The sequence below is a fragment of the Luteibacter sp. NPDC104163 genome (assembly GCF_055584245.1).
This window is the reverse complement of record NZ_JBVJMK010000012.1, coordinates 39,195-56,541: the sequence shown is the minus strand read 5'-3', so window position 1 is coordinate 56,541 and position 17,347 is coordinate 39,195. Positions and strand designations below refer to the sequence as shown.

The window sequence follows — 17,347 nt, the reverse complement described above, 5'->3', positions numbered from 1 at the left end:
CCCTCGCCCGGGCTGATGCCGTCGCCTTTCTCTTGCTGAAGCAATGATTTGTGATCGGAACCCACTATTGTGTGGCCGATCGTTATTATTTACGATCCGCCGCGGGGGCGAGTGCCCACGGCCATGGAAGGGTTGCCCGATGCTCAATGACGACGACAAGATGGCTCTCCGGTGCCGCGTTCCCGTCAATGAGGCCATCCGTGAGCGCTAAAAGCACTTACGTATCGTTATGTGTGGCCTCCTTTGCGGTGACGGCGGTGGTGGCTGCGGTGATCGCGTACGTCGCATCCAAAGATCGATCGTTCATGGACGTAATGATGTCAATAGTCCATGCGGCGCCGCTCGTGCCTGCACGTCGCTGGTCGAGCGCCTCAAGCTATCCGGAGTTGTCCGAGCTTTACTACTTCTTCGTTTGGCCCTCATTTTTCGCGGTCCTCGGCGCGGTCGTCCTAAAAATTGGCAATCCACCCAATAAGTTCGGCTCTGACTTTACGGTCACCAGGCGCGTCAAGGCAGTTCTCGCGTCACTCCTTCTCGTCGGCTTCTCATTCCTGGTCCTTGCCAGTGCGCACGGTGGGGATATACGCGCATTCCTCTTCGGCACGTCGTTCCAAACCCTTCTTCTTTTCGGATGGTTCAATTTTGCGCTTACTGGCGTCCTGTCCGGCCTGGCCATTGTTGGTCTCGTTCAATGCGTCACCTACCGCAAGAACGACTTTTGACTGCCTTGGCTATCGCAAACAAACCGCTATGTCTGAGTTCGACACTGTAACGGGGGCGCTGGCGTGGAATATGGCAAAGGAGCGCCACACGGGATTACTCGTGATCGGATGACGGGAAATTATCAGGCTACGATCGCGGTGACACGGCTATGATCAATCGCTTAAGCGCACGGATTGCGTCCATACATGATGGCGGCTGGCAAAAGACCAGCACAGACTTTATGGGCGACATTCTTTCCGTGACGCCGCGGTCGATGCCGCGTTCAAGCCCATGCAATAAGTAAATCTGAGGTGCGCGCTTCGTGACGCTAGTGGTGGGATCACGAATGCGTCAGCGGAACTCTCCATGGAAGATGGCTGGCGCAGGGTAGTACGAATCGCCCGAGTGGAGCGTGCGAAACGAGTAGTCAAAGTTTAGGGTGTCAGGGCTGTCGACCTTACAGACCCGGTGCTATGTCCGATGAAATGGATGAGTTCACTGAGACTATAGTGCCTTCAAAAATACCATGAGGTCCCCTCGCTCCTGCGCCGTAAGCCCAATCGGGTAACCAGTATCGAGCCCTCGGTAGTAAACCTCTCGATCCACTGCGGCCTCAAGGCTAGGAACGCTCCCATCATGCATATAGGGGGCGGTCAGCCGCACCTCGCGTAATGACGGCGTGGCAAACGTCTCGATATCCGAAACCCTATGGCTCGCGGCAAAATGGCCGAGCTGGGCTTCGTCCGCGTGCGTGGCGATTCTGTCGCCGAGAGCGGCTCCGCCGAGGCTTCGTATTAGCACGCCTTGCGTCAGCTCGGGCAGGCGTGCCGCGATGTCGTCCATGCTCACGCCTGAGCGGTGGAAATCGTGATCGGTGAGTTGGGCGCCCTGGAGCGCATGGCAGGTCGCGCATTGTCCCTTGCCTGCAAAAATACGCATGCCGAGTTTTTCGCGCTCGTCGAGCGCGGTCGCATCGCCGCTGGCGAAGCGCTCGTACCGCGTGGGGGTAAGGCTCAGTTGCCGCAGATAGGCAGCGAGTGCATAGGCGATGGCTCGGTCAGCCTCGGTCAGTGGCGTATCCTTGCCTGCGGGAAACCACGTGGCGTATTCGGGCAGGGCAGTTGTCGTGGTGGCAATCGCTGTGCGCCCGTGAAGCCCCATTTCCACTGGGTTACTAAAGGGGTCCATCACCGCGTCTTCCAGACGGTCACGTCGCCCGTCCCAGAAGAACGTAGTTCGCTGCGATGCAATCGTGGTGGTCAGTGATGGGGTGTTGCGGGTGCCGGGAAGGCCGTGGACGCCAATGGCGACGGGCTTGCCGTCGCTGAAGGCCATTCCTGGGATGTGGCACGTCGCACAGCTGGTTCGCCCGTCCGCGCTAAGGCGTGGGTCGGCGAACAGCTTCTGGCCGAGCGCGACTTGGCTGGCATCAGCCGCCGTGGCTGACGCCGCCTGCGAATGCGCAAACGCAAACGCGAGTGCCCCGGCAAAGACAAGCGATATACAGGTGATGACGAGGACCGGGCGCATCCTTCGCTCCGAAGGCGCTACTGTCCCTTACATCGCTGCGACGCGGACGCGTGCACCCGTGGAGGCCAGCGTCTTCGACAGTTCATCCTTCCGGGCACCGTCGCCAACGACGAGCACGGTCACGCCCTTCAGCGTGTCAGGCTTCACTTCCTTGCCGAGGGCGGTGGTGAAGGCGTTAGTCGTTGCGGCATCCGGGCCGCCCAGGATCAGCAGGGCACCGGGAATAAGGATCGAACCGGCACCGTTCACGATCGAATCCGTTTCGTTCTTCCGCCTATCCTCGGCCATGGCGCCATCGCCAGCGGGAATCACGTAGATGTACGGCTTCATGCCGATATCGTCGGCGTGCACCTTGCCCTGGTCGGCCAGATACAGTCCCCAGCTGTTTTCGTCAGCGTTCGCTGCCGGGCGGGGTACCGTGGCTTTCCTCGCGGCAGTGGTGTCCCCGGCGGGGGTGGTTGCAGCCTGGTCGTTCGACTTGCTGCAAGCACCGAGTGCCAGGGCGGTGGCCAGCGCAAGGGCGCAGGCGGTCCATTTCTTCATCGATGTCATTCCGGACATGGGCCCGATCCCCCTCGGATCGGCGAGGCACGAGGCAGCTCCGCCCCGGCGTGCCGGCATTCATACCAGATCGTAATTACAAACGCACGCCTCGCAGGTCAGCGCGGATTCGGCAGGCGCATTGCGCAAGAAACTGTGATGAGCGTAGCATTCTGCGAATTCTGGGATCCGTACATTATTGCGACGTTACAGGGGGCCGGGCAGGGCAGCCGGCAGCGAAAGGGAAGGCTGGCGGGGTGCTGGCCACAGGGGATGTGCGTATGTTGTCGCAGGGATCGCGCGCCACGAGCGCGCGCAGGAGGCTCGCCTCGTGGTTTGTCACCGCCGCCGTCACTCTCCTTGCGGGAGTGGGGCCCGTCGCGGCGACACAGTACGTCTACGATGCGAACGGCCGGTTGGCCGTGGTCACCGACGATAGCGGCGAAAGTGCCCGTTACGTCTACGACGCCATGGGCAACATCCTTCGCATCGAGCGCGTGCAGGCCTCCGAGCTACGCATCTTCGCGATGACGCCGAGCCACGGCACGGTGGATACCCCGGTATCGATACGCGGCCAGGGCTTTTCGAGCCTTGCGGCTAACGACACGGTGAAGTTTAACGGCACGCCAGCCACGGTTTCTTCGGCGACCGCCAACGAACTTAAGGTCACGGTTCCCTACGATGCCACCACGGGCCCCGTCACCGTGGCCGTCGGTGGTCGCACTGCGACGAGCGAGTCTTCCTTCACTGTTGACGAGACCGGTTTGCCGCCGGCTATTGGTCAGGTGATGCCTGACATTGCAGTGGCCGGGACATCGATCGGTGTCGACGGATCGCACCTCTACCCTATCTCCGGCAAGACCTCGCTCCGCATCGGTGGGCGCTCGCTGGATGTCGGTCAAGGCACCACCAACCAGCATCTGGTAGCCGTCTTGCCTCCCTCCGCGAGTAGCGGCCGTGTCCGTGTGCAGACCCCGTACGGCTCCGACGAAAGCGTCCAAAGCGTTCTTGTCGTACCTGCGGGTATCGACCCGGCGAACGTGCGTTCGCGCGGCGTTGCCACGATAGACGCGAGCCCGGCCCACGTTGACCTCGCGGGCGGTACTTCCTACGGCGCGGTGATGTTCGACAGCGAAGGCAAATTCTGGATCAGCCTTCAGCTGTCGAATTTCTCTGGCAGTTCAAAGAACATTGGCTACACCGTTTACGCTCCAGGCAACGTTGCTGTCCAGCAAGGAACGGTTTCGACAAGTGCCGCTTCCATCCACCTGGGCCGTGTGCGGGGTAGCGGGACCTATCTCGTGATGTTCCACCCGAATGACGCTGGCTCGTCGTCGTTCGACGTGGCATCGGTATCCAATGCTTCCTTCGGCAACGATGAGCTGACGCTCGTAACCCAGGCACCCTCACAGAGCGTACGCGCTACGTTTGATGCGCAGGCAAAAGACACGCTAGTCGTGAAGATTGCGGGAGCTACTACCGTACCGGTCAATGCCGCCGTGACCTACAGCGTGTATAGCCCCGCAGGCACGCTATATACGAGTGGCGTCGCGTCAGGCGTGGGCACGATCAACCTTGCGAACCTTCCGTCAGGCGGTTCATGGCAGCTGATTGCCTCGCCGGGTGTGGGTGTCAAAGGAAGCATGCGTGTGGCGGTGCTCAAGGGTACGACCGGCGTGCTCGTCCCGGGATCGGACCCCGTCTCGCTTGAGGCGAAGTCTCCGGGCCAGAACGTGTACATGAATTTCCACGCCAACCCGTTTGATGACGTGGAGTTGGTCGTCTCGAAGGCGTCTCTGACAGACACGACTCAGGTTGCTTATGAGCTGCATGTCTACGCCGCCGCCGGAAACGAGGTCACGTATACCAGTTGTAACGTGACCACGCCGGGTGGCAACTGCAACCTGCATCTCTGGTATCTCACCGAGGGTGACTATCAAGCGGTCGTGGTCCCTACACGTGGTGGCACATTGCACCTCAACGCGACTCTGCAGAAGCACCTCGCCGGCCGATCGATCACTCGCGATGCGACCCTCGGGATTGACCTCGCGTCAGGTCAGGCTGAGCGCATCACCTTCGACGCGCAGGCTGGAGACACGCTGGCGATGTACGTCAGCAATACGCGCACCGTTCCACAGAGTCAGAACATCCGCTACCTCGTCTACCGCCCGGATGCGGGTGCGATCACCACGCAGACCCCCGCATACATGGACTTCTCGACGAACGGGTCGCGAGTCGCGAATCTTCCGGATCTGCCGGTCGCAGGACGCTATACAATCCTGGTGCTACCTGACTATGGGTTGTCCGGCGCCGCACAGTTGAGCTTGATAACTGGGACGACGACGACGCTGCAGGCCAACGCCGCGCCCGTGGTGCTGGATACACACGTGAATGGCCAGTCGATGTACGTTGATTTCGACGCGACGGCTGGTGAGCGCCTGGAACTGACGCTGTCCGAAGCGGTGCTGACGGGTGCGACCAATACTGCGTACACCGTTGACATTCGCGACGCCGTGGGCAGGTCCGTCCAGAGTCGGACCTGCTATACGACCGCTTACGGCTGCCAGTTCCACCTGTGGTACCTGACCGCAGGGCATTATCGCGCAACGCTTACCATGAACTGGGGCGGTACCCTGCACGTGAAGGCCGCCCTGCGTGACGTGATCGTCGGACGAAGGATCGCGGCGGATACGCCGGCACACGTCGTGTTGGACGGCGGGTCGGCGGAGTACCTGACTTTTCACGCCAATGCGGGGGATACATACGCATTTGCCGTGAACAGTCTGGCTACGACGCCGCAGGGTCAGGGCGTCCGATACATCGTCTACCGTCCGGATGCGGGCGCAATCGCGACCAGCACGGCGAGCTACACGGAGTTCACCGCCACTGGTCCGCGCCTTCTAGACCTTCCAAACCTGCCTGTCACGGGCGACTACACCGTGGCAGTTCTCTCTGATGCGGGTGTCGGCGTCGATACAACGGTGCAGTTGATCACTGGTGAAGTGGGCAGCCTCCCTGCCGATGGCCAGTCAAGCCATTTCTCGACACGTAGCTCCTCGCAATCAACCTATATCGAGTTTTCGGCTTACCAGGGCGAGAGCCTCGAGCTTTCCTTCTCCAACATCGTGCAGACCGGAGCCAGCTACGGTGGTTTCGCCGTTGACATCCGGGATGGGGTCGGTCGCTCCATGGGAGGAGGCACTTGCGCCGTCGCGAACCCGGGCTGCGTGTACCATCTTTGGAATCTGCCTGCCGGTCGTTACCGCGTTAGCATCGGCTCCAACTGGGGCGGTACGCTATCTTTCGACGCGGCGGCACGCCCGCACAAAGTTTTCCCGCAACTGACCGGCGACGAGCCACTTACCGCCTCGCTAGGTCGAGGCGAAGCCGGACGTTTCACTTTCCACGCTAACGCTGGCGACACCCTTGCGCTGATCGAATCGGGTATCAAGACTGAGCCTCTTGGCCGAAACGTCCGCTTTGTTGTGTATCGTCCGGATGCCGGAACGATATCGACCGTCACTCCGGCATACACCGAATTCACACGCTCGGGCGATCAGCTTCTCGATCTGCCGAGCCTGCCGGTAACTGGCGACTACACGGTCATTGTCCTGCCAGAGTACGGTGTTCCTGCGGAAGTCCACTTCACGCTCATCGGCGGTGTGACCGGGTCGTTGCCAAGTGATGGCGCATCACACACGTTCGAGACCAACGCGGCTACCCAAACCACGTACATCGACTTCACGGCTGGGCGAGGTGACAACCTCGAGCTGGCTTTCTTCAATGTCGTGCAGTCGGGGTCTACCTATGCCGGCTATAGGGTCGATATACGTGACGACGCAGGCCGCAGCATCACCAACGCGACATGCAGCACTTCGGAGCCCGGATGTGAGTTGCACCTATGGGCGCTGGCTGGCGGAACATACCACGCGACCGTCTCGCTTATTGGGGGAGGCACGCTGAGGTTCGATGCCGCCGTTGTTCCGCAGCGATCGGGCCGTATCCTTTCTTTCGACGCGCCCGCGTCGTTCGACCTGGGCGTTGGGCAGGTCGAGCGGATGACTTTCCACGCGAGTGCCGGCGACACCCTGGCGCTGCAGGAAACCGGCATTGTGACCACGCCGGCAGGGAAGAACGTGCGATTCGTGGTGTACCGCCCCGATGCCGGGGTGATCACGACGAGCACGTCGCCCTACCTTGACTTCACGCGGACGGGTAACCAGGTCGCGGATCTAAGAAATCTCCCGGTGACGGGGAACTACACGGTTCTAATCATCCCCAGCGCCGGCGTTCCTGCGCACGTGCGCCTCGACCTGCTGCATGGAACGACGGGCGAGCTGGTGACCGATGCCCCGCCGCAGACCTTCAAAGTGCCCGGCGTAGGCCAGACATCTTTTCTCAAGTTCCACGCACGCTCATTTGATGACCTGGAGCTGTCATTCTGGAACGCGGTAGTCACCGGAGCTCTTTACGGGAACTACAACATTTATGTTGCCAACGCGCTGGGGCAGCAAGTGGCGACGAAGAGTTGCTACTACGCAGATCCGGGTTGCGATCTGCATCTTTGGCACCTCACGGAAGGCGACTACCAGGTTAGCGTCGTGATGAACAACGGGCAGGCCACGCAGTTCGACGCCATGATCACGTCGCACAAGCAGGGCCCCAAGCTCTCAGACGGCAATGATCTCGCAATCGTTCTAGGTAGCGGCCAGGCTCAAAGAGTGTCCTTCGATGCCATGGCTGGCGACACGCGCACGCTTCTTGTGCAGGATGTACTCACTTCGCCTTCGGGGCGTAGCGTGCGCCTTGCGGTATTCTCCCCTAGCGTAGGCGCGGTCACCACTTCGACACCTCGTATTTTCGAAGACGGAGCGGCAGGCAATCGCCTCTTCACGCTTTCGAATCTGCCGGCGACGGGTACATACACCGTGCTGGTCCTTCCAGATTTCGGCCTGCCTGCTTCGCTGAGGCTGACGGAAGCGTTCGTTCGTTCCGGCGATACACCCGCGCCTAAGCCCGCAAACCTGACCGTGGACGCGGCACCGAAGCACTTCGGTTGGACGGCGCCCGACCTGGCCGTCTCCATGGTGTTCAATTCCACGGGTGGCCAGAACCTTGACCTCGTCGTCACGGGTGCATCCAGTCCGGCCAGTTATTACTACGTCAACGTGTATGATCCGTCGGGCGCAAATGTCGGAAGTTCGACGTGCTACAACACGCAGGCCGCCTGCACGGCGGATGTGTGGAACACAAAGGTCGGTTCCTACACGGTTACCGTGTCGCCGAACAATGGTTCTGGCATGTCGTTCGATGCGATGGTTCACAGCAACCCGAAGGGTGGGGCGCTCGATCGCGGAACCACAAAGGATGTCGCTGCAAAGGCAGGCGATATAGTCCGCTACACCTTCGACGCAGTTCAGGACGAAACCCTGGCGCTCTATCTATCGAACGTTGCCGTTGCGGCACCGGGAACCAATGTCGGGATGCGTGTGTATCGTCCGGATGGTGGACTCATTCAACCAGGTTCACCGTGGAGCAGCGTCACCACGAATAGTCGTACGACCATCAATATCAATCGTGTCCCTGTCACCGGCACATACACGGTCCTGCTACATGCCGATTGGCTCCTCGCATTTAACGCAAAGCTCATGGTTGCGCCGGGCGCCGTCGGTTCAATACTCACCCCGGGTGCGACTACGCATATTGATGCAAACGCTCCGGGCGAGAACGCATGGGTCGATTTTGACGCGAGCGCCGGCGGTAACTTCGAGCTGTTCATTACGAATGCCAACCTTCAAGACGGCAACAACTACTACCAGGTAAGTATTTACAACGCCGCGGGTATCCAGGTGGATAACTTCAATTGCCGCCCGACGGACCCGTCCTGCTCACGTGACATGTGGAACCTTGGGTCAGGCACTTACCGCGTAGTCGTGCTCCCTCAGTACGGCACCTCCAAGCCTTCGTTCGACATCACGTTCGTTCGCAATAAGGAAGGTGGCCAGCTCGTGCGCGGCACCGCTGCGAACATCAGTCACGTCGGCGGCGACATTCTGCGCTATACCTTTGACGCATCGCAGGGGGAAACCATCGGCCTGAGTCTCTCTGGGGTGACCACCACCCCTGCGGGCTTCGCAACAGCTATCCGTGTCTATCGCCCGGACGGCGGCGTGATTCTGCCGGGCAATCCCTATTCGTCGATATCGACGACGGCAGTGAACACGCTCAACCTGACGGATCTGCCGGCCACGGGTACCTATACCGTGCTTGTCCACAGCGATTACCTGGTCGCCGGCAGCGGTCAGCTGACTCTGGTAGGGGCGGCTTCAGGGGCCACGCTTACCGAGGCGTCACCCCTGCATGCTTCGGCGAATTCGTCAGCGCAGAACGTGTACTTCGACGTTGACGTGGGCTCGGCGGGTGCTTACGAGCTCACCCTTTCAGGAGCGTCGTCCGGCGACGGTATTGATCATTACTACACGGTCACGCTGTTCTCGCCGTCCGGGGTGCAGATCGATTCATTCAACTGCTACCCGTCGTGGCCCAGCTGCGCGCGCGATCTATGGAACCTCAGAGCCGGCCGCTACCATGTTGTAGTACAGCCGGCGTATTTGTCCTCGACCCTGAGCTTCAATGCGATGCTCCGCGCCAATCCGCTCAAGGGCGCACTGACACGGAATACGCCGACGGACGTCACGCGCGTCTTCGGCGACGTGCTTCGCTTCACGTTCCAGGGGAGCACGGGCGAGGCTGTGGCGCTTCGTCTCGATAGTCCGTCCACAACGCCGACGGGCTACAACACGAATATCCGCGTGTATCGCCCGGACGGTGGGTTGATCACGGGTGGGGCGCCGTACAGCTCGATGGCCGTGCGGGATTCGCGGACACTGAACCTGCCATCGTTGCCTTCGACCGGCACCTACACGGTGCTGGTCAATTCCGACTACCTGGTGCCGGCTGCGGGGACGCTGACGTTAGTTGACGGCGCGACGGGACACACGCTCACCGAAGGGGTGGCGACGCACCTTGGAGCAGGTGTCGCTGGTCAGAACATCTACTTCGATGTCAACCTGACGTCGGGTGCGAGTTCCGAGCTGGTCCTCTACGGGATGTCGCAGGGCGACGGAGGCGACAACTATTTCACCGTAAACATATACACGCCAGCGGGTGTGCAGATGGATAGCTTCAATTGTTATCCTTCATGGCCGAGCTGCGCCCGCGCCCTATGGGACCTGCCGGGCGGCGTCTATCATGTAATGCTGCAGCCTGCTTATCCGTCGCAGCGACTATCGTTCGACGGCCTCATCAAGGCGAACAAGGCGAAGGGCGAGTTGGCACCCGGCGTGCCGGCCGATATCGCCCATGAGAATGGCGACGTGTTCCGCTACACCTTTAACGCTGGTGCGGGCGACACGGTGGCCTTGCGACTGTCGGACATCGCAACCATCCCAGCCAACCTGAATACGATGATCAGGGTCTACCGGCCGGATGGTGGTCGTATCGTCAGCGGTGCCTATTACGCCCAGGCGAGCACAAAGAACACTACGCTGATCAATCTGCCCGACCTTCCGGTGGGCGGTGCGTATACGGTCATTGTGAATTCGGACTACGACATGGCGGGCGTCGGAAAGATCACGCTCGTGCCGGGTGCCGGCGGTATTAATATAACCGGCGGTGCTACGGTGCACGCGCATTCCAACGCGCAGGGCCAGAGTGTCTATTTAGACATGGATGTGCCGGTCGCAGGCAACTTTGAGCTGACGCTCTCCGGTACTGCGCAGGATTCGTCGTCGAACTACATCAATGTCACGCTGTTCAGTGCGGCCGGCGCGCAGGTTGATAATTACAACTGCTACGTGTCTGGCAATTGCGCTCGTGACTACTGGAACCTTGCCGCTGGTCATTACCGCGTGGTCGCAAAACCCAATAGCGCGGATGGCCAGATCGGATTTGATGCACGGTTTCTGGCGAATGCCGAGCGAGGCGCCCTTGCCATGGATGTTCCGGTGGATATCAGCCGCGGACTTGGCGAGGTCGTACGCTACACGTTCACCGCCCATCGCAACGAGTCCGTGGCTGTTCGGTTAACCGGTGCGACGACTACGCCTGTTGGTGGGGCGACAAGTGTGCGCATCTACCGTCCTGATACCGGGCTCTTCAACCCAAGTGTCCGGTATGCAGCGCTTACGACGACCGGCAACGGTATCTTGAATCTGCCGAACTTACCGGTAGACGGGACCTATACAGTCGTAGTCAGCAGCGATCTTTTGTCGGCGGCGCAAGGCACGCTGACGCTTACCGCAGGGAGTTCACCGTGACCCACGATGTTCAGGCAGGCACGGTTATCAGCATGATCGAAGGAACCAAGGGGAAAGCCATGGACAAACGGACGCTGGCGGGTGCAATCTCGGTCGTCGCGCTAAGTGCGCTCGCGGTTGCGATCCAGCATCACCATCCCATCGCGCAGCGTGTCGTTTTTCCTGGGCCGTTCGCGACGGACCGGATGGCGGACGAATCGCAAGTCACACTCGGGGATGGCCGTTCATTGACGCTCAATAATGCGTCGCTGGCGCTTGGTGACAAGCGGTTCCCGCTTACCACGCCTCGCCATTTTGCTTCGCTCACCGCCATGCCAACAGGCCAGGTACTGATCTGGGGCGGTGTGGATAACGAAGGCCGCCTTGTTGAAACGGGCGAATGGTTCGAGCCCTCGACCGGCGCACTGGTAACGACGGGGAGGCTAGGCCTACCCGTGCGCGCCGCGCATACGTTGAGCGTGCTGTCCGACGGTTCGCTTGCCATGACGGGCGGTTGGGGTCCGGGTAACGTGCCAGCGCATGAGGTCGCCGTGTGGCGCCCACTGGATCGGAACCTCGAATTAAAGGCTGGCGACACAACCCACGTGCGCCTCGGTGGCCAAGCGTTGCTGTTGGCCGACGGGACGCTGGAGGTCACGGGCGGCATCGACGAAGTCGGCCGACCGGTGCACGATACATGGCGGTTCGGCACACCGGAGCGCCAGGATGCGGGCACCCCCGGCATCGCCGCGTCATATCCGCTCAAGGATGCCGGTAACGCGTCGCCGATCGGTCCGTTGGCGCTGCGCTTCGACGAGCCCATCGATGTTGCGCAACTCGGCCACACGGTGTCATTGCTCGGCCCCAACGGCGTGGTCAAAACCCGGGTGGTCGGTGCCGAGAATGGCCGTCTGGCCTTCATCCAGCTACCTGACGAGCTCTACCCGTCGGCGCGCTACACGATCTTCGTCCAGGGCCTGCATACTGCGGGCGGCAAGGATGTGCCCTACGAGGCCATCGGTTTCACGACCCGGGCGTCACGCAATGGCGTGGTGCTGGCCGGCGAAGGCAAGCGGCCTGGTGCTGATGTCGCGAAGTCGTCCGAGCCGGCGGTTTACGTCATGGCCGGGGAGGGCAGGGCGAAACCCTGCAAGCCAGGCGATGCCTTCCACCTGTGCCGCGACAAGGGCGAGGTGAAGGATGGTGCGTTCTACCCCGGCCAGGACAACGTGGCAACTGCCTCAGGCGGCCACTGGCGCCTCTACAAGGATCGCCAGACGCTTCCCGATACGAAGCAGCTGGAAGCGAACTTGCCCAGGGGCGCCACGGCCCTGATCGGCCAGGTCCGCCGGATCGACGACACCCCGGTGGCCAATGTGGCCATCACGCTCGGCGAGCAGACGGTGCAGACCGACGCACGTGGCGTCTTCGTGCTGCAGAACCTTCAGTCGGGCCGTCGCGAGCTGTTCGTCGACGGTGGTCCGGCCGGCAAGCCCGGCACCGAATATGGTCGCTTCATCGTGGGCGCGGATATCACCGCGGCGACCGTCAACCACATGCCGTTCGTGATGTACCTGCCGCGCGTGCTCGAGCGCGACAAGATCCCGCTACCGTCGCCGACCACCCGTGAGACGGTGCTCACCCACCCGGACATGCCCGGTCTCGAACTGCGCATCCCCGCCGGCGCCGTGTTCAAGGATCGCAACGGCAAAGTGCTCAACGAGATCGCGATCGTGCCCACCCCGGTGGACCACGCCCCGTTCCCGCTGCCCGACAACTTCCCGATGTACTTCACCATCCAGCCAGGCGACGCGGTGGTGCAGGGCATGACGCCGCAAGCAGCGAAGGGCATCCAGGTCGTCTATCCGAACTATGGCAAGCAGAAGCCGGCGGACAAGGCCGACTTCTGGGTGTACTCGGCCGAAAAGGGCTGGGAGATGTATGGGGCGGGGCATGTGTCGCAGGATTCAAGCCAGCTCGTGGCGGACAAGGACACGCGTCTGGTGTGGGCGCTGGGTGCGGGTGCGTCGACCAATCCGCCGAAGCCGGACAATGGCAAAAAGCCTAACGGGAAATGCGCAGGCGAGCCAGTAGATCTGCAGACGGGCATGTTCGTGCGTCGATGGACTGACCTCACCATCGGGGATACCCTCCCCATATCGATCGATCGATCTGCCGGGGACCTGAGTGATCCGGCGGCACCATTCGGGCTAGGTTCGGGTAGCTCGCTGAATATGACGCTCTCAAGCGCTGGAAATTTTGTATCGCCGCGGCTCACTCTACCTTGCGGCGAGCCGATCGCATTCGATCTCGTTGCAGGGCAGGCGGTGTGGCCACTGGTGGGCACCGTGTGGCGCCATTCGAAAACAAGGTCGGCGTTTTTTGGCGCAACGCTTCAGTTTCTTACCGACAACACGCCGGAAGGCGCCCATTGGATCATTACTCTTACCAATGGGATGCAATACTGGTTCGACAGGCATGCCCCAAACAAACTGTATCGTAAGGTTGACGCGTACGGGAACACAGTCCAGTACAGGTACGAATCCGGGCTGATCTCGCAGATCGTGTCGCCGAATGGTCGATTCATTAATATCTCGCACCTAAGTAACAACCTGATTGGATCGGTTTCCGACGCGATCGGCCGGACCGTAACGTACGAATATGCACCCTTGGCCGGGGTCAGTGGCGGTGGATCTCCAGTGTTGCGTCGCGTGACTTTTCCCGACGGGACTCATGAGGAGTACACCTATCGGACCGTCAATGGGGTTGAGACGCGCTACGTCGAATCCATTCTGAATCGGCGGGGCTACATTGACGAGCGTAACCACTTCGAATCCGAAAGTAGTTCGAGGGTCGTAAGCCAGGACTACGCGGACGGTGGAAGAATGCGCTTCGCTTATGAGACCAATAGCTCCGGAAAGATTGTGTCGGTTGTTACAACCGATCAAAACGGCGGCAATGAGCGTACGGATTTTGACGCGGTTACGGGATACCCGGTAAAGGAGATACTTGCGTACGGATCCTCGATCGAGCAAACACGCACGACGGAGATGAATTCGTCGGGGCAGATCGCGTCTCGCACTGACGTAGCCGGTCGGAAAACAAAATACGAATATGACGCGGTCGGCCGTATCCTTTCGAGCGATCGCCTCGTTGGGTCGCCTGATGAAAACAAGACCTCCTACACCTGGGCAGAAAACGGTCGAATCGCGTCAGTCACCGATGCTCTCGGTCACACATCACGACTTGAGTACCAAGGGGGCTGTGTCTCGAAGGCAACGGACCCGACGAACCGTTCGATGATGTTCACGTGTGACGGACAGGGGCGTGTGACGTCCTTCGTCGACGCCGAAGGAAATAAGACAAGGTTTATGTTTAGCGGTGGCGATCTTGTCTCAGTGGTCGATCCGCTCGGCCATGTATCAAACTTCGTCTACGACGTCGTCGGTCGCCGAGTCGCGGCCACGACCAGTGACGGTGGATTGAGGCAGGTGACCTATGACTTGAACGACAGAGTCATCTCATCGACTGATTCACTTGGCAACTCGTCCACTTTCACGTACGACGCCCTCGGTAATCCGCTGATGGTGACGCTTGCGAATGGCACGAGCATGAAGTATGCGTACGACGCAATCGGGAATCGCGTTTCGTATACGGATGCATCTGGTCGAACGACCCACTTTGGCTACGACCTGAAGGGGAACCTGGTTTCCGTCGAAGACCGTAAGCATCAGTTAACAACTTATGAGTACAACGCGCTCGATCTGCTCATCTTCCGGACATTCGCAGATGGATCTGGCACGTCGATTACGTACGGTCCGAATAACCGTCCGGTTGAATCGTTGGACACGGTGTCTGGCCGAATGACGTGGACCTATGATGATGGCGACCGCGTAACCTCTGAAGTTACCGACAAGAGTTCCGTGCAATACATGTACGACGCCGCCGGTCGGCGAATCTCGATGATCGTCGACGGCCGGGACGCCACGACTTACGAGTACGATGACGCGAATCGCCTTATTGCAGAGGGCGACGGGACGAGTTTCTATCACTTCGCTTACGACCCTCTGGGCAGAAGATCCTCGATTCAGTTTCCAAACGGGATGTCAGCGGTATACACCTATGATATTTCCGGGCGGCCGACCGCCATTCAGTATGTCGATTCAAATTCTCATGTGCTCGCTTCATCGGGCTACGCGTATGACACGGTCGGCCGTAGGAAGATCGCGTCGGGAGAGGGACAGAGTGATCTTTCGGATCCGACTGCCATTGACAGCTCCTTTGATGGGTCGAATAAGGTATTGTCGGCATCTGGAAAGTCATACACCTATGACGAGGACGGGAATCTCACGTCCGATGGTGTGCGTCAATACGAGTGGAATGCGAGAGGTCAGCTTGTCCGGGTCAGTTCAAGTGGTGTAGACCTCTTCCGCTTTACGTACGATGTATTTGGTCGTCGCACCGCGAAGACGTCTGATGTCACCAAACGCTATGTGTACGACGGAGTGAATGAAGCCAAGGAGGTTGTCGGTGATGAGGAGTTCCGTTTGGTTACCGGCCCTTCGGTGGATGAACGTCTGGCTCGCATCGGGTCGGCAGGTGCTCAGTTCTTCATGGCCGATGGCGTTGGTTCGTCCATTGGCCTGACTAACAGCGGAGGGCAAGTAGTAACCCGATACTCCTATGACGCCTATGGAAGGAGCTCCGTAGCGCCAGCGCCTCAGGACAACGCCTATCTTTTCACTGGGCGAGAACTCGATGGCGACGACCTCTACTACTATCGGTCTAGATACTACGTCCCTTCACTGGGGCGCTTTCTCAGTGAGGATTCATTTGGGCTGGCCGCTGGTCAGGAAAACCTCTATTCGTATGCCAGAACGTCGCCGACGAATTTCACCGATCCAAGCGGACACTGCCCTTGGTGCGCGGGGGCGGTGATCGGTGGAATAATTGGTGGAATCTCTGGGGGAGTTGGAACGGACAGCCAGGGCAATTTGACTTGGGACTGGGGCGGGGCGGTTGCGGGCGCGGCCGCGGGTGCTCTGACGGGCGCTCTCGGCGGTGGTCTAGTGGGGGCGGTGCAGAAGGGAGCTACCGCTCTCGGTGGTGAGATCGCCGGAATGTTAGGCGGCGCCGCGGCAACCTCTGCCTACGGCGCTGCATCGGGCGTCGCCGGCACGGTTGCGGGTAACGTCATGGGCAATAAACCTCCATTTAAGCGTGCTTCTTGGGGTGCCATGGTGGGGGCAGCGGCTCCGTTCATGACAGCCGAGGCGTTCGTGGCTGGCGCCGGCGAGGCTGTGGTGGGAAGCGGCGCAGTCGATACCTTCGGGGGCCTCAGTGGCGTCGTCGGCGCTATTGGTGGAAAGATGGATCCTTTGGCTGAATGCGCTGTCGCCGAGCCGCCTATGCCTGACAACCATTTTCCGTGGCCTTCGTTGAGCAGCTTTTAGGATCTTTGATGCAGCACACCTTCACTTACGGGCGGAGAAGGTACATCAGCGCCGCCATGGTTTTCGCCTTCTACGTTCTGGCGGGCTGTACGCTTGCGTTCGGAAAATTTCGCCCGGAAGATTGGTGGTATGCCGCCATCTTTGTCAGCCTGATGACAGTTGTCGCCGCCTTTTCGATGATCATTTGGCTTGATGTGGTGATAACTGACGACGGCATACGGAAGAGGATATTTGGTTCTGCTGGATGGTTCCTCAGCTGGGGCGATATTCGAGCCGTTCGCGTCACCCCGAACCAGGGTGGAAGCTGGGGATGCATGTTCTTACCTAGGGACCGTTCGGTGTTCAGTGCGATCCTTGTTCAATCTTCGATCAGGGATATCGAAATATTTGTCAACGTCGTGAACGAACAGCTGCGCCGCCACGGTATTCCGGTTCAGGAGTGGAAAGGCAATAGACTGAGTGAGTTGGAAGGCATTCCAAATCGTGGACGTGCCTGATTCTCCCTTGATCGGGGCGTACGCGAAGTTGTTGGCAAGTGACCCGCATCACTGCTGAATGCGACTGCGCCGTTGCCTAAGTTACCGTGTAACGGTATCTGGCGCCTGAAGTCTCGGCCTGATCTGAAACGAACAGAAGTCATTGTGCGACTGCAGATTCGATCAGAGTCTGGAAAAAATGAAAATGGAAACGCGCATCGCCAGGGCACTGCTCTTGTTTGGATGTGCGCGTTAGTTTTGCGACTCGACTAATCGCGTCAATCCGAACTCCCAACGCCCCACCGTGTACGTCCACCATTGCGACGTAACAAGCGGGCGGGCAGGCTAG

Annotated in this window: 6 protein-coding genes; 4 read left to right on the top strand and 2 right to left on the bottom strand. The window is 60.0% G+C overall.

Annotation, left to right across the window (positions count from 1 at the left end):
* The first annotated feature begins 200 nt into the window (after window positions 1–200).
* Complete coding sequence (locus ACZ6YI_RS15005; RefSeq protein ID WP_465779360.1) at window positions 201–722, top strand: hypothetical protein; 522 nt, start codon at window positions 201–203, stop codon at window positions 720–722.
* Window positions 723–1,206: 484 nt separating this feature from the next.
* Here the strand turns inward: ACZ6YI_RS15005 and ACZ6YI_RS15000 are convergent, their stop codons facing one another.
* Both ACZ6YI_RS15000 and ACZ6YI_RS14995 read right to left on the bottom strand, forming a co-directional pair.
* The gene (locus ACZ6YI_RS15000; RefSeq protein ID WP_465779359.1) at window positions 1,207–2,232 is read right to left on the bottom strand and encodes a cytochrome-c peroxidase; all 1,026 of its coding nucleotides are present in this window, start codon (window positions 2,230–2,232) and stop codon (window positions 1,207–1,209) included.
* A 27-nt stretch (window positions 2,233–2,259) separates the two neighbouring features.
* The gene (locus ACZ6YI_RS14995; protein ID WP_465779358.1) at window positions 2,260–2,775 is read right to left on the bottom strand and encodes a hypothetical protein; all 516 of its coding nucleotides are present in this window, start codon (window positions 2,773–2,775) and stop codon (window positions 2,260–2,262) included.
* A 419-nt stretch (window positions 2,776–3,194) separates the two neighbouring features.
* On the opposite strand from ACZ6YI_RS14995, the gene ACZ6YI_RS14990 reads away from it, so the two are divergent.
* From ACZ6YI_RS14990 to ACZ6YI_RS14980, 3 genes are read left to right on the top strand one after another with little or no spacing between them, the layout of a single operon-like run.
* Window positions 3,195–11,090, top strand: coding sequence for an IPT/TIG domain-containing protein (locus ACZ6YI_RS14990; protein WP_465779357.1), 7,896 nt, complete (start codon window positions 3,195–3,197; stop codon window positions 11,088–11,090).
* Window positions 11,087–16,522 carry an RHS repeat domain-containing protein gene (locus ACZ6YI_RS14985; RefSeq protein ID WP_465779356.1) on the top strand — a complete coding sequence of 1,812 codons (5,436 nt, stop codon included), beginning with the start codon at window positions 11,087–11,089 and terminating at the stop codon, window positions 16,520–16,522. The genes ACZ6YI_RS14990 and ACZ6YI_RS14985 overlap by 4 nt, the downstream gene beginning before the upstream one ends.
* A gap of 8 nt (window positions 16,523–16,530) precedes the next feature.
* Window positions 16,531–17,019, top strand: coding sequence for a hypothetical protein (locus ACZ6YI_RS14980; RefSeq protein WP_465779355.1), 489 nt, complete (start codon window positions 16,531–16,533; stop codon window positions 17,017–17,019).
* Window positions 17,020–17,347: the final 328 nt, after the last annotated feature.

Coding starts and splice junctions, on each gene's coding strand:
- ACZ6YI_RS14980 (WP_465779355.1), top strand. CDS start 16,531: ATGCAGCACACCTTCACTTACGGGCGGAGAAGGTACATCAGCGCCGCC.
- ACZ6YI_RS14995 (WP_465779358.1), bottom strand. CDS start 2,775: ATGAAGAAATGGACCGCCTGCGCCCTTGCGCTGGCCACCGCCCTGGCA.
- ACZ6YI_RS15000 (WP_465779359.1), bottom strand. CDS start 2,232: ATGCGCCCGGTCCTCGTCATCACCTGTATATCGCTTGTCTTTGCCGGG.